Annotated in this window: 12 protein-coding genes; 5 read left to right on the top strand and 7 right to left on the bottom strand. The window is 60.9% G+C overall.

The features are described from left to right. Nucleotides 1-2: 2 nt before the first annotated feature. Genes ACS4NR_RS11230 through ACS4NR_RS11210 form a run of 5 tightly spaced genes read right to left on the bottom strand, consistent with a single transcriptional unit; the run spans nt 3 to nt 4,845 of the window. Nucleotides 3-1,025 (bottom strand): polysaccharide biosynthesis/export family protein, encoded by a 1,023-nt coding sequence (locus ACS4NR_RS11230; protein ID WP_456020121.1) that lies wholly within the window; start codon nt 1,023-1,025, stop codon nt 3-5. 21 nt (nt 1,026-1,046) lie between these two features. Next, nucleotides 1,047-1,694, bottom strand: a complete 648-nt coding sequence (locus tag ACS4NR_RS11225; RefSeq protein WP_047601869.1) for a CpsD/CapB family tyrosine-protein kinase — start codon at nt 1,692-1,694, stop codon at nt 1,047-1,049. Then, nucleotides 1,694-2,440: a sugar transferase gene (locus ACS4NR_RS11220; RefSeq protein WP_115987032.1), complete on the bottom strand. Its 747-nt coding sequence runs from the start codon at nt 2,438-2,440 to the stop codon at nt 1,694-1,696. The genes ACS4NR_RS11225 and ACS4NR_RS11220 overlap by 1 nt, the downstream gene beginning before the upstream one ends. A gap of 18 nt (nt 2,441-2,458) precedes the next feature. After that, complete coding sequence (locus tag ACS4NR_RS11215; RefSeq protein WP_456020120.1) at nt 2,459-3,496, bottom strand: NAD-dependent epimerase; 1,038 nt, start codon at nt 3,494-3,496, stop codon at nt 2,459-2,461. Beyond that, entirely contained in the window at nt 3,493-4,845 is a 1,353-nt protein-coding gene (locus tag ACS4NR_RS11210; RefSeq protein ID WP_115987034.1) for a UDP-glucose dehydrogenase family protein, read from the bottom strand. The genes ACS4NR_RS11215 and ACS4NR_RS11210 overlap by 4 nt, the downstream gene beginning before the upstream one ends. Before the next feature lie 388 nt (nt 4,846-5,233). Between ACS4NR_RS11210 and ACS4NR_RS11205 the strand changes: the two genes are divergently transcribed. Next, nucleotides 5,234-6,931, top strand: coding sequence for a sulfatase-like hydrolase/transferase (locus tag ACS4NR_RS11205; RefSeq protein WP_456020119.1), 1,698 nt, complete (start codon nt 5,234-5,236; stop codon nt 6,929-6,931). A 125-nt stretch (nt 6,932-7,056) separates the two neighbouring features. Here ACS4NR_RS11205 and ACS4NR_RS11200 read toward each other — a convergent pair whose 3' ends face one another. After that, on the bottom strand, nt 7,057-8,079 hold the full coding sequence (locus ACS4NR_RS11200; protein ID WP_456020118.1) for a helix-turn-helix domain-containing protein: 1,023 nt from the start codon (nt 8,077-8,079) through the stop codon (nt 7,057-7,059). A gap of 71 nt (nt 8,080-8,150) precedes the next feature. Between ACS4NR_RS11200 and ACS4NR_RS11195 the strand changes: the two genes are divergently transcribed. After that, nucleotides 8,151-9,083, top strand: a complete 933-nt coding sequence (locus ACS4NR_RS11195; RefSeq protein ID WP_456020117.1) for a LysR family transcriptional regulator — start codon at nt 8,151-8,153, stop codon at nt 9,081-9,083. A gap of 199 nt (nt 9,084-9,282) precedes the next feature. Here the strand turns inward: ACS4NR_RS11195 and ACS4NR_RS11190 are convergent, their stop codons facing one another. Continuing rightward, nucleotides 9,283-10,203, bottom strand: coding sequence for a LysR family transcriptional regulator (locus ACS4NR_RS11190; protein ID WP_095136658.1), 921 nt, complete (start codon nt 10,201-10,203; stop codon nt 9,283-9,285). A 98-nt stretch (nt 10,204-10,301) separates the two neighbouring features. On the opposite strand from ACS4NR_RS11190, the gene ACS4NR_RS11185 reads away from it, so the two are divergent. The 3 genes from ACS4NR_RS11185 (at nt 10,302) to ACS4NR_RS11175 (ending at nt 14,418) form a co-directional block, all read left to right on the top strand. After that, nucleotides 10,302-11,144, top strand: a complete 843-nt coding sequence (locus ACS4NR_RS11185; protein WP_456020116.1) for a helix-turn-helix domain-containing protein — start codon at nt 10,302-10,304, stop codon at nt 11,142-11,144. Between the two features lie 98 nt (nt 11,145-11,242). Further along, complete coding sequence (locus tag ACS4NR_RS11180; RefSeq protein ID WP_456020115.1) at nt 11,243-13,069, top strand: DUF1302 domain-containing protein; 1,827 nt, start codon at nt 11,243-11,245, stop codon at nt 13,067-13,069. 11 nt (nt 13,070-13,080) lie between these two features. Beyond that, the gene (locus tag ACS4NR_RS11175) at nt 13,081-14,418 is read left to right on the top strand and encodes a DUF1329 domain-containing protein (RefSeq protein WP_456020114.1); all 1,338 of its coding nucleotides are present in this window, start codon (nt 13,081-13,083) and stop codon (nt 14,416-14,418) included. Nucleotides 14,419-14,438 lie beyond the last annotated feature (20 nt).

Below are 14,438 nucleotides of genomic sequence, written 5' to 3'. Positions count from 1 at the left end.
AGTCAGTTGTCACTGCCTTTGTTGTCGACGCGGTAGCCGAAGCTGAAACCCACGCCCTGGAACAGCACCACGTCGGCCAGTTGGCGGGCGAGTTCGCCGGCGCTGGCCAGTTTGGTTTTTGGCACGTAGAGCATGTCGTCCGGTTGCAGGTAGGCGATCTGTGGCGCATCGCCCGACAGGGCTTTCTCCACGTCGTAGTTCATGGCCTGCACCTGATTGCCGTTGCGCCGCATGATCACTACCGAATCGAGCCGCGCCTTGACGTTGGTGCCGCGCGCCAGAGTCAACGCTTCAAGCACCGACACCGGCCGGCGGATCGGGTAGGAGCCCGGTTGCGCGACTTCGCCGAGCACGTAGATCTCATTGCCGGCGGTGGATTTGAGCAGCACATCCACAGTCATCCGCCCCGGCAGTTGCGCGTACTTCTGGTTGAGGAAGGTTTCCAGTTGATTGACGGTCATGCCTTGCAGCGGCACGGCGCCGATTTCCGGGAAACTCGCGTAGCCGTCAGTGCCGACGGTGATCTCGCGGCTCATGCCGGTGGCCGGGTGGTTCAGCGCACTTTTGAGGTTCTGCTCGTTGCTCAGCGGGCTGAGAATCTGCACCGAGAGCTGATTGCGGTTGGGCTGGAACAGCTGCTTGCGCTGATAGGTACGCTGGATTTCCTGACGGGCCTCGTCGCTGGTCAAACCGGCGATTTTCACCGAGGTGTTGGCGCCCGGCAGTTCGATGGTGCCATCGGGCAGCACCAGTTGCGTGCCGTTGAGCTGACTGGCAGCGGTGAAGTTCAGGCCGATCTGGTCACCCGACTGCACGCGATAAGCGTCCGAGCCGCTGGTACTGATGTGGAAAATCACATCCAGCACGTCTTTCGGGCGCAGGGTCTGTTCGACCCTCGGCATGTCAGTGGCCTGGGCATTGGCCGGTGTGGCGGTGAGGATATTCACCGGCATGTTGCGGGTCTCGGAATTGCTGGAGCAGCCTGCAAGCGGCAGCATCAGCAGAACAAGTATCTTGGCGTTCATGGCGTCATCCTTTGCGTTCGCTTACAGGTTTTTGTAAAGCCACTTGGGCATGTAGTACTTGCGCCGGTTGAACACGCTGCCGACCACTTTTGCTCCAGCCTGGGTCAGGCGTTGCACGGCAGCCTGGGCGACTTCCCAGCGGGTGTCCTCGGCGCGCACCACGAACACCACACCATCGACCTGAGTGGCGAGCACCAGCGTGTCGGCGGCGGAATACACCGCGTCGCCGTCGATCACCACGAAGCGGTACTGCGTGCCCAGGCGATCGAGCAACGGGCTCAGGCGCTCGGCGGTCAGGTGCTCCAGGGTGCGGATCGGCCGGCCGTTGGGCAGCACGTGGAAGGGCAGGCTCGAGACCTGCACCACGCAGTCCTGCAACAGCGGCGGGTTGTCCGGGTTGAACAGCAGGTCGCGCAGGCCGCGCTCCTTGCCCAGGTTCAATTGCTGCGTGAGGTTGCCTGCCGAATGGCTGGCATCGACCACCAGCACCTGGCCGCTGCTCATCTGCGCCAGTTGGCTGGCCAGCGCCAGGGCGCTGGTGGTGGTGCCCGCGCCGGGATTGGCGGCGGTCAGGAACAGGATCCGCAGATCCAGATCCAGCACGGTCGAAATCAGGTTCGATTCGCTGGGGTTGGCAATGCTCAGGCTTTTGCTGGTTGAACCGTCCATTAGCTTGCTCCGTGGCCGCTGAATACTTTGAAGGGGGTTTTCAACAAGATCTTCAGATCAAGCAAAAGGCTTTGCTCGGCGATATAGCTGAGGTCCAACTCAACGCGCTGGTCGAAGTCGATGTTGCTGCGCCCGGAGATCTGCCAGAGGCCAGTCATGCCGGGGTAGATGCTCAGGCGCGCGAGGTGATTGTCCTTGTAGCGGTAGGCGTTGAACGAGGTCGGCCGCGGGCCGACCAGGCGCATGTCGCCGCTGACCACGTTGAACAGGTTGGGCAGTTCGTCGAGGCTGGTACGCCGCAGGAAACCGCCGATGCCGGTGATGCGTGGATCCTTGTCGATCTTGAAATCGATGGCGTCGACCCCGTGCTTGTTGAGGTGGCGCAGCGATTCTTTGAGTTCTTCGGCGTTGCACACCATGGTGCGGAACTTGTACATGCCGAAGGTGCGGCCGCGATAACCGGTGCGTTTCTGCACGAACATCACCGGTCCCGGGCTGGTGAATTTGATGGCCAGTGCCAGGCCCAGCAGCAGCGGCGAAAACACCAGCAGAATCAGCAATGCACCGATGCAGGCGAGCACGCGATTGGTGCGCGACAGGGTCCATGGCCGGCCACCGTCGCGGCCGGTCAGCCAGCCACGGCCCTGCCTGTGGATGGCGCTATCGAGGCGCATTCGGTGCTCGGGATCCATGCGCTTGTCGCGGCGCATCTGAGTGATCGGTACACCTTGTTCATGTCCAGTCATGGGGTCCTCCGCTGATGTTCAGCCGCGAGCGGCGCGTGGGCGATAGGCAGTGGGGTAGTAGTCGCGAAACCAGGCGATGAAACGCCCCAGTCCTTCATCCAGCTCGATCCGGGGCTGGAACCCGGTGGCCTGGGCCAGATCGTCGGTCTCGGCACAGGTGTTGAGCACATCGCCCGGTTGCAGGGGCAAGAGCTCGACAATGGCTTTCTGGCCGAGGTGTTTTTCCATCAGCGCCAGATAATTTTTCAGCGCCACCGGGTGGTGGCCGCCGATGTTGAACAGGCGCCAGGGGGCCATGCTGCTGCCAGCGTCGGGATGTTCGCGATCCCACTCCGGCTGACTGTGCGGCGGATGGTCGGTGAGGCGCGCGATGCTTTCGACGATGTCATCGATGTAGGTGAAATCGCGCTGGTGCTCGCCGTAGTTGAACAGCTTCAGCGGCGTGCCTTCGCTGATCGCCCGGGCGAACTGGATCGGCGACATGTCCGGCCGACCCCATGGCCCATACACGGTGAAAAAGCGCAGGCCGGTGCTGGGAATGCCGAACAGGTGGCTGTAACTGTGGGCCATCAGCTCGTTGGCTTTCTTGGTCGCGGCGTACAGCGACAGCGGGTGATTGACGCCGTCGTGCACCGAGTACGGGGTGTGCTGGTTGGCGCCGTACACCGAGCTCGACGAGGCATAGATCAGGTGCTCGACCGGATGGTGCCGGCAGCTTTCCAGAATATTCAGGAAGCCGCTGAGGTTGCTGTCCAGATAGGCCCGTGGGTTTTCCAGCGAGTAGCGCACCCCGGCCTGCGCCGCGAGGTGGATCACCACTTGCGGTTGTTCGCGGACAAACAGCGCTTCAATCGCCGCGGCATCGGTCAGATCAATCCGTGCGAGCGGGAAATTCCCTACCTGATCGCGTACCCATTGCACCCGATCATGTTTGAGCTGCGGGTCGTAGTAGCCGTTGAAGTTATCCAGGCCGACCACCGCATGCCCGTCGCGCATCAGCCGCAACACGCAATGGGCACCAATGAAGCCGGCTGCGCCAGTGACCAGAATTTTCATGGGCGCAGTCCTTCCGGAGCGATGTGGCGCAGGCCGATGCCGCTGTAATGCAGACCGGCAGCGGCCACGTGTTCCGGGTTGTAGAGGTTGCGTCCGTCGACAATCACTTTCGAGCGCAGCTTGCTCGCCAGCAGCTCGAAATCCACCACGCGAAAATTCTTCCACTCGGTGCAGATCACCAGCGCATCGGCATCTTCCAGGGTGTCGTCGCGGGTGGCGCACAGGTGCAGGTCGTTGCGGTAACCGTAGAGGCGCCGGCACTCGGACATGGCTTCCGGATCGTAGGCCTGCACGCTGGCGCCTTCGGCCCACAGCGCGTCCATCAGATAGCGGCTGGGGGCTTCGCGCATGTCGTCGGTGTTGGGTTTGAACGCCAGCCCCCAGATCGCGATCGACTTGCCGGCCAGACCTTGCGGAAACTGCGCCTTGAGTTTGCTGAAGAGAATGTGCCGCTGCAGGTCGTTGACATCAGTGACGCTGCGCAGCAGTTTCAGCGGCATGCCGTTGTGTTCGGCAGTGTGCAGCAGCGCGCGCAGATCCTTGGGGAAGCACGAGCCGCCGAAGCCGCAGCCGGGATAAATGAAGTGGTAGCCGATGCGCGGATCGGAGCCGATGCCTTTGCGCACCGCTTCGATATCGGCGTCGAGCAGTTCAGTGAGGTTGGCCAACTCGTTCATGAAACTGATGCGCGTGGCGAGCATCGCGTTGGCCGCGTATTTGGTCAGCTCGGCGCTGCGGTTGTCCATGAACATCAGTTTTTCGCGGTTGCGGCAGAACGGCGCGTACAACTCGCTCATCTGCTCGCGGGCTGTCTCATCGCGGGTGCCGACGATGATCCGGTCCGGACGCATGCAATCGGCGAGGGCGCTGCCTTCCTTGAGGAACTCGGGGTTGGACACCACTCGCACCTTGAGGCCACTTTTGCCACGACGGAGCAATTCTTCGTTGGCCTTGGCGGCCACCTGGTCCGCCGTGCCGACCGGCACCGTGGACTTGATGATCAGGGTGCGATCAGCCTCCATGTGCGAGGCGATCTCCCGGGCGACGTTGAGCACGTGGGTCAGGTCGGCGGAACCGTCCTCATCGGCCGGGGTGCCCACGGCGATGAAGATCAGCTCGGCATGTTCCACGGCGTCGCTGGCCTGGGTGCTGAACAGCAAGCGCCCGGCCTTGATGTTTTCTTCCAGTGCGGCGGATAACCCCGGCTCGCTAATAGGCGGCACGGCTTGTTGCAGTTGTCTGATCTTGTTTGGGTCAATATCGACACATAAAACCCGATGCCCTACATCTGCAAGTGCGGCGGCTTGAATTAATCCGACATAGCCGGTGCCAAATACGCTCACGTCCATCTGCGCACCCTCGATAGAGCGAAAAGAAGAAGTTCGGAAGAAGACTGTAAAAGGGGTATAGCGCAGGGTTTGAAAAGCGTGTCAGCAAAATGACATGTTGCACCTGTATAACACTTGAGCGTTTTTTGGCGATTGGCCATCAAGTCATTGCTGCGATTGGATTTGTTGTTTAATTGCAGATTTGTTCAGATTTAAAATAAGCGATAAACGGTTGTAAGCCGCTAATCTAAAGGCTTGTAGCGTCTGCTGTGTGTCAGATTTGAGTCACCGGTTTTTTGACGCTTTCTGAAGAAAACAGTCAATTCTTGCGCTTTGAGGGCTGGGTGCTAGTGTCAGGTTCTGACCGACAAACCTTTGACTCCCTGCCATTTGAACGATCGGTATCGCCATGTTCAGATATGCCAAAGAAGTACTTTTAATTGTTTATCTGCTGCTTTATTCCGAATATTACATTGATCGGTTAAATGCTATCGGCGTCGGTTTTGCTGTACTTCTTTTTGGCGCGATGTTTTTGGCGCTTACTTTCGCATTATATCTGGCGGCTTATATAAGTCAGGCTCTCATTCGCCACTTGTTCGCAATAACACTGTTTGTTTCGGCGGTGTTTTTCGATGTTTATACCCGGGTTACCGCGGATTACCTGAGCTACAGCAATTTTGTCTCGCTGGTGTACTCCGGTGGTTTCATCCAGGAAGCCGCCTACCAGTATCGCGACGCGATCATTCATGGCGCGCTCAGCGGTCTGCTGTTGCTGTTCGGCATCGGCCTGAAACCGCGTCATGCACTGGCGGTGCCCAACGCGCTGCGCGTGGCGGCGCCGGTGTGTGGCGTACTGCTGTTGAGCGCAGTGTTGTTCCTGCGGGCGGGCGAGGGCGCGCGCGGTTTGCCGATCATGTACACGCCGCTGGCCTATCTGAACCTGTTCGCCTATGAAGCGCTGCACAATACGGTCGGCCCGCGAGAGCCGGTGACGCTGGCGCGCAACGCAGTGACGGTCAATCACGACATCGTGCTGATCATCGACGAGAGCATCTCCGGCAATTACCTGGACATCAACGCGCCGTTCGGCGTGCACAGCAACCTCAAGCAGGCGCATCCGGGCGTCGACATTTTCAACTACGGCTACGCCGCGTCCATCACCAATTGCAGCGCCGACACCAACGTCACTCTGCGCTACGGCGGCACCCGTGCCGACTACATACGGATCAACAGCACGCTGCCGTCGATCTGGCAGTACGCGAAAAAGGCCGGGCTGCGCACGGTGTACATCGACGCCCAGCGCACCGGCGGCAATTTGCAGAACCTGATGACCGAGACCGAGAAAAAGGACATTGACCAGTTCGTCCAGTTTGACCAGACCAGCGTGCGTGACCGCGACATGGCTGCCGCCGCGAAGCTGATCGAATTGCTCAACGACGATCAGCCGGAGCTGGTGGTGGTCAACAAGGTCGGCGCGCATTTCCCGGTGCACGACAAATACCCCGACGCTTTCATGGCCTATCGGCCGACCTTGCCGCGCGGGCAATTCACTGAAGTGGCCGACACCGGCAAACGCGACGGTTTCAACGGCCAGTCAGATGACTGGGTGCTGTACCGCAACGCCTACAAGAACACGGTGCTATGGAACGTCGGCGAGTTCTTCGCCCGGGTATTCGCCCAAGCCAGGTTGAACAATGCGCTGCTGATCTACACCTCCGATCACGGCCAGGACCTGCATGAACGCGGCAACCCCGGGCTCAATACCCATTGCGGCGGTAATCCGGTGGAGGAAGAAGGGCTGGTGCCGCTGGTGGTGATTCAGGGCGATCAGGTGCACGGCCCGGACTGGGCGCAATCGTTATCGGCGAACAAGGATCGCTCCAGCCACTACAACATTTTTCCGACGCTGCTGCAGTTAATGGGTTATGACCTGGCGGGAGTCGAGGCGCTGTACGGCAAACCATTGACGCTGCCGACGGCGGACGACTTCACCTTCAACTACCGCTTCAATGCGCGGTTGGGGGCCAAGCCTGAGTGGAAGCATATTGATCTGAATACCATTGTCACGCCGGGGGCGGCGGCGACCAGTGTGGCAACCGGGCAGTGAGATTTGCGCGGGGTTCACTGACCTCATCGCTGGCAAGCCAGCTCCCACAGTGTTTCAGGTTGTACTCAGTATTTGTGGACAACCTCAATCCCTGTGGGAGCTGGCTTGCCAGCGATGGGGGCGGGTCAGGCAACCGACAGCCACCGACCTCGATAAACCCCCGGCGCGCAGCCCAGCCAGCGTAGACACGCACGGTTGAAACTCTGCACATCGCTGTAACCCAACCGATCGGAAATGTGCACCAGCTCCAACTCGCCCGCCCGCAACAAATCCTCGGCCCGATAACGCCGGTATTCATCGAGCAATTCAGAAAAACGCCAGCCCAGTGCCTTCAAGCGCCGCGCAGCCGTGCGCTCCAGCAGATGCCGCTCTGCGCAGAACTGCTTCCAGTCTGCCGTCGCCAGATCCTCGATCAGGTAGTCGCTGAGCTGTTCGAGCAAGGTCGCTTCGCTGTTGCGGCGGGTCTGCTCAAGCAGCTCCACCAGAGTCTGTTCCAGTGCCTGGCTGCCCGGCGTCAGTGGCGCGATGAACAACTGCGGATCGAGGTGGATCGCCAGGTACTGCCGCGAGCCCTGCACCGGGGCACGAAAGGCGCGCGCGTGTTCTTCGCTGCCCGGCGCAGTCAGTTGCACACCCAGCACCGGATCGCGCCCCAGACCGCTGGCGAGCAATTTGCGCCGCAACATGCTGCACAGGCTGATCAGGATGTAATCAGCGGTGGCGGGAGCGGCACGCAGGCTGCCGGACTCGATCAGGCGCAATTGGACCTCACCGTTTTCGCGCACGATCTGCGCCTGAAAGTGCCCGTTGAAAAACGGAAAGAAACGCACGAAGTAAGCGCAGGCACTCTCCAGCGACACCGCGATGTCGAACAGATAAGTCAGGCCGTTGGTCGCCGTTGAAACGAATCGGCGTCCAGCGGCAAGGCCAAAAAGTGGGTCGTTCGTCTGCGCTTGGGCGAAGGCCCAGAAGCGTCGCGAGAGCATCAGTGGAATGCGCATGAACGGTGTGCGCAAGTCGAACAGGCTGCGATGAAACTGCGCTTCGATCGCTTCTCGGGCAACGCCGCGCGCGAGCAATTCCTCGATCGCCGGCAGCAAGGTCGGGGCGTAAAAGGCGTTGGCGGGCGGCTGATTGATTTTTGTCATGTAGGGCTCACCGCTTGTTCCGGGACACTGGTTAGGCTGCCCGACGTTAAGCGATTTGCCGGAGCAAGACCATGCTTGATTTACGCCAGCTCGACCTCAACCTGCTGCTTGCCTTTGATGCGATCTATCAGCAGCGCAGTGTCACCCGCGCCGCCGAAGTCATGTGTCTGTCGCAGCCGGCCATGAGCAATGCGCTGCGGCGTCTGCGCGAATTGTGCGGGGATCCGTTGTTCATCAAGAGTCGTCTGGGGGTGACACCGACACTGGTGGCGCACCGGTTGGCGGATTACGTGCGTAACGCGCTGGAATCATTGCGTGACGGCTTGCGGATGATTCCGGCGGCGCGGCAGAACAACCCGTTGCTGCGCATCAGTTGCCTGGATTGTCTGCAGCCGGTATTGCTCGATGCCTTGCTGCAAGTGCCGCATGCCGACTGGCAGGTACGCTACTTTCAGCCACGCCGGCGCGATGCCTTGCAGGAACTGGCCAGCGGCAAGCTCGACATCCTCATCGACATCGATCAACCGCTGGCCGGGCTCAGTGGCTTGCACAAGCGCAGCCTTGCGGCGGATCACTATGTGTTCGCCTATGGCTCGGCATTGAAAGAGCCGCCGCGTACCTTGCAGGCGTATTTGCAGCAACCGCAGATTCAAGTGTCCAGCCGCCGCGACGGCCTGAGCCCGGTGGATCTGCAGCTGGGCCTCAAGGGGATGCGTCGCACGATTAGCCTGACCACGCAAAGTACTCTGGCGGCGAAGCTGATTGCCGATCGTCAGCCCTTTGGTCTGAGTCTGCCGAGTCGGGTCGCCAGTGTGCTGGGCTTGCAGCAGATGCCGTTGCCGCTGGAAGACCCAGTGGAACTGAAACTGGCGCTGTACATCGAGGCGCGCTATCGCTTCGAACGCAGTCGCGAAGAAGCCATGCATTGCCTGCTGTGCGCTTTGGGCGATCCTCAGACCCCGGCCATTTCCCCGACACTTTGGGAGCGAGCCTGCTCGCGATAGCGGTGTGTCAGCCTAGGGACGGGTTGTGCGTACCGGCCTCTTCGCGAGCAAGCTCGCTCCCACACTTGACCGCGTTCGATTCACACGGAGCAATCGACCCTGTTCCATCAGCCTGGATGCGGTTCACGTGTGGGAGCAGGCTTGCTCGCGAAAGCGGAAGGTCAGGTTGCGGGATTTTGAAGTTGCGAAACCTTCCGGGTTATTGGTTGGCCGCCAGCAGGCGCTGATCGACGTTCAGGATTGCTTCGACCATCGCCCGCGCGGCCGGGGTCATGGAATAGCCGACGCGGGTGACAATGCCGTAACTCAGATGCAGGGCCGGATCGTCGCGGGGCACGTCGATGAATTCGAGCAGGTGAATCAAGCCCTGATCAACCTGTTCACGCAGGGCTTCCAGGGTGGCCAGGCCCACGGCGTCCGAGCGCAGCACCACGCGCTGGATCGCGTCGAATTGGGCGCACTCGACGCTGGGATTGAAATCCGGCTCGCCGAGTACGTCGGCAAGAATCTTGCGGATCATCGGCGGGATCCGCGTACCCACCACCGGATAGTCGAGCAACGCCCGCAGTTTGAGGTTCTTCTGCCCGGCGAGCGGGTGTCCGGCGCGGCAGAAAAAACGCCCGGGCCGGGTGCGCAGCAATTGCACCTGATACTGCGGGTCGCCGATGAAGTAGCGTGCGTCCGCCACAAGGAATTCGATCTGCTGTTCGCGCAGCCACAGTGACAGTTGCTGCCAGTCGCCCTGATGAAAACGCGTGCGAATCGCCGGGTGCGCCTGGATGAATTCGGCCAATGCCTCAGGGACCAGCACTTGCGCCGGGTAGGGGCCACAGCCGAATTGCAGTTCGCCGCCGGTCAGGCCGTTGTATTGCGTCAACTCGTTGTGCAACGCCTGACTGCCAGCCAGCAGGCGCCGCGCGTGTTGCAGCACCAATTCACCCTGGCCGGTCAGACGGAACTCGCGGCTGCTGCGCTCGACCAACTCGCAGCCGAGATCGCGCTCCAGGGTCTGAATGCTGCGACTGAACGCCGGTTGGCTGAGGTTGATTGCCTCGGCGGCGCGGCCAAAATTGCGGTAATCGGCGAGGGCCACGAGGTGGCGAAGCTGGCGCAAATCCATCATGCGTCTCCTGCATTTTGCGGATACTTTTAATGCATTGGATCGATACCACGTTGGCTGGCATAAGTACACGCCTGTCCTTCGCAAAGCTTGCCGTCATGCCCCAACCCCTTTTCGCCTCCAGCGCTTTCACCCGCACCATTCTTGGCCATGCCGAGCAGTCCGGCCTGTGCCCGCAGACCTTGCTGGTTCGGGCCGGGATCTGCCCGACAGCGCTTGACGATCAGGGTCGGCAGATTCCTGCGCAGGCAGTCGAGCAACTGTGGCGCGAGTGTGAGCAGGCGGGTGCTGCGTCGACCTTTGGCTGCGAACTGGTCAACGGTTTGGCGACAACGTGCCTGCAAGGGCTGAATATTCTGCTCGACTCGGCAGCGACCCTGCGCGCCAGCCTCGATTGCTTCGTGACGTTCGTGCCCAGAGTCACCAATTACGTCGCCGCCGAGTTGCAGGAGAGCGGCGCGTTCGCCCATTTGCAGCTGCGCCCGGTGCAAGGTCAGGCGCATCACTTTGGCCTGGATGCGGCGACGATCACCTTGGTGCGCAACATCGCCCGGCGGCTCGGCAAGCCGCCCGGGCAAGTGTTTGCCAGCGTCGGTCTATGCCCCCCGCAAGCTGCCGGCGCCTGGCTGCGTGACGCCGGAATCGACGTCGCGCAGAGTGAATATCCACGGCTGACGCTGCATCGCTCGTTACTCGACGAAACGCTGCTCGGCGCCAATCCGTTTCTGCACCAGAGCATGCTCCGGCATTGGCAGGCCGAACCTTGTACGCCCAGTCGCAATGACAGCCTGGAACTGGCGCGGCACTGGCTCACTGCCGGTGATCAGCCGATCGAACGTATCGCCGAGCGTCTCGGTTACCGCCAGCCGAGCAACTTCATCCGCGCATTCCGCAAACAGTTCGGCATCACGCCCAAGCAGTTTCGCCTCAACCCGATATAAGCGCGCCGATGATTGTTTTTTGTCGGCCATCGCTTGCGTGTAGCGGCTGAGGGTTGGGCACCGTGTCAGTGCTGAGCAAACCTGACCGGAGCCCAATAATGACAAGAATATGCTCGGTCACGCCCCAAGTCCGTCCGCGACTTTTCCGGCGTGGCCACAGCCGTACGCAACCCCTGACTCTGGCGATCCTCGCCGCACTGTCGAGTCCCGCCTACGCCACCAGTTTCGAACTCGACGAAGACTGGAGCCTGTCGACCAAAACCACCCTGACCCTGGGCAGCAGCTGGTCGACGCAAAACCCTGACAAAAGCCTGATGACCCGCGCCAACGCCTTGCAGGCCCAGGGCGTACGCGCCAATGGCACGAGCGTCAGCGCCGACGATAATCGGCTGAATTTCGAGAGGGGTGATCCGATCTCGCAGAATTTCAAAGGCCTGACCGACTTCAGCCTCGACGGTCAGGGGCAGGGCGCGTTCATCCGCTTCAAATACTGGTATGACGCGGCGTACGAGGATGGCAACGGCCGCTTCAAGAAATTCGATGATTCGGGCTGGGATGACCTGTCGAAATTCAAAGGCTTCAAGGCTCTCGACGCGTACGTCTGGAAGGACTTCCAGATCGACGATCATCCGCTCAATGTCAAGGTGGGCAATCAGGTGTTGTCGTGGGGCGAATCGTTGCTGATCCAGAACGGCATCAACGTGATCAACCCGCTGGATATTTCCGCTTTCAACCGGCCCGGCGTGGAAATCAAGGAAGGCCAGTTGCCGGTGGAGATGGTCTCGTTCAGCTTCGGCATTTCCGACACCCTCAACCTCGAAGGTTTCTACCAATACAACTGGCGCCCCAGCGTGCTGGATGGTTGCGGGACATTTTTCGCTTCCAGCGATGCGATCCAGAAGGGCTGCGGGCCGCTCTATCTGAGCCAGGTGCAGACCGATCAACAGATGCAGGCTGCGGGGCTGTACGCCTATTCGCGCGGCAACGAGTCGCCGTCGGACAACGGCCAGTTCGGCTTCGCCCTGCGCAACATCATTGCGGCGCTGAACGATGCCGAGGCGGCGTTCTACTACATCAACTATCACTCGCGGCTGCCGTACTTCAGCCTCGATGCGCGCAACTCGGCGCTGCCCGGAACCTTTCCCGGGGGCATTCAGGCACCGAGCTACGCCGCGGCGTTTCCGGAAAACATTCACCTGTATGGCATCAGCCTCAACGGCGTGGAACCGGTCAGTGGCATCTCGCTCGCCGGTGAACTGAGCTATCGGCCGAACATGCCGTTGGCGATCAACGCACCGGACATCAACGTCGCAGTGATCTCCGGCGCGGGCGGCAGTTCCTGGCTCGACCTGCCGCCGGGTTTCAACACCAATGGTGGCAGTCGCTATGACGGCTGGGTGCGCAAAGGCGTGTGGCAGATGACCGGCTCCGCGACCCAGGCCTTCGACAACATCCTCGGCGCCACACGCTTGAGTCTGTTCGGTGAGGCGGGGGTCGTGCACATCGATGACCTCGGCGACGAGCGTCTGGGGCGCAACTCGGCATTCGGGCGCAGCGCACCGCGCAACGGCACGGCGTGCAACACGGTCGCTTCCGGCGTCACCAATCAGTACTGCACCGACAAGGGCTTTGCCACGGAATGGTCGTGGGGTTATCGCCTGCGCGCCAGCCTTGAATACAGCGACGTGTTGCCGGGGATCAACCTGATTCCGGCGATCAATTGGCGGCACGACGTTTCGGGCTATTCCTACGACCCGCAAGGGCCGCTTCAGGAAGGCCAGCAGGCCCTCGGCCTGAGCCTGACCGGCGTCTACATGAACGATTACAGCGTGGAGCTGGCTTACAACGCGTTCTTCGGTTCCAACGATTACAGCACCCTCGACGACCGCGACTTCGCATCCGTCAGCTTCAAGGCAGACTTCTAAGGAGAATCATCATGCGTATGCAAATGTGTGTGCTCGCGCTGGCGTGCAGTGTCGGTCTGGCGCAGGCCAAAGGTAACGATCCGGCGCCGCTGGGCAAGACGCTGACGCCGATGGGTTCGGAGATGGCGGCCAACGCTGACGGTTCCATTCCGGCCTGGATCGGCGGCCTGGCGAGCAACGCCGGCACCGTCGACAGCAAGGGCAGTTACAGCGATCCGTATGCGGCAGAAAAACCGCTGTTCACCATCACCGCGCAGAACGTCGCGCAGTACCAGAAGTTTCTCAGCCCCGGGCAGATCGCCTTGTTCAAGCGCTATCCCGACAGCTACAAGATGAACATCTACCCCACCCACCGCAGCGCCAACCTGCCCAAGGATGTCCTGGAGCAGAGCCGCACCAACGTCGCGAAAACCAGCCTGGCCGACGGTGGCAACGGTTTGCATGACTATGCGCGGGGCATTCCGTTTCCATTGCCGACCGAAGGGCTGGAGGTGATGTGGAACCACATGACCCGCTATCGCGGCGGCAGTTACGAGCGCATCAGCAGCGCGGCGCTGGTGCGCGAAAACGGTGCCACCAGCTACGTGCGCAATCAGTCGCTGATCAACTTTGCCGAGACCGTTTCCGGGCTTGAGCCCAATGCCAACACGCTGTTTCTGTTCAAGAGCCGGGTACTGGAACCGGCGCGGTTGTCCGGCGAAGCGGTGCTGGTGCACGAGCCGATCGACCAGGTCGCCGAGCCGCGTTCAGCCTGGCAATACTTGCCGGGCCAACGCCGGGTACGGCGTGCGCCGATGCTCGCCTATGACAACAGCGCGCGATACAGCAACGGCCTGATCACCGCCGACAACATCGATGGCTACAACGGCGCGCCGGATCGTTTCGACTGGAAACTGATCGGCAAGCAGGAGCTGTTCATTCCCTACAACAGCTACAAAATCGGCAGCCATTCGCTCAAGTACGACGAGGTGATCAAGCCCAACCACATCAACCAGGATCTGGCGCGTTACGAGAAGCATCGGGTGTGGGTGGTGGAAGCCACGCTCAAGCCCAATGCCCGGCACATCTACGGCAAGCGGCGGTTTTATGTGGACGAGGACAGTTGGCAGATCGCCCAGTCCGACCAGTACGACAGTCGCGGCGAACTGTGGCGCAGCGGTGAGCTGCACGCGATTGCCCAATACGACCATGGCTTTACCTACAACGTGCTCGAGACCTCCTACGACCTGATCGCCGGGCGTTATTACGCCGGCGGTCTGACCAACGAAGAGACCGAGCCGATGCGGGTCGGGTTTGCCGCGAAGACCGACGATTACACACCGTCGGATCTGCGGCGCTGGGCCAAGTAATTTTTCAACAGCCATGCAAA

This window comes from Pseudomonas sp. JQ36, assembly GCF_053851495.1.
The sequence above is the reverse complement of the archived record's forward strand: the minus strand, read 5'-3'. Positions and strand labels throughout refer to the sequence as shown.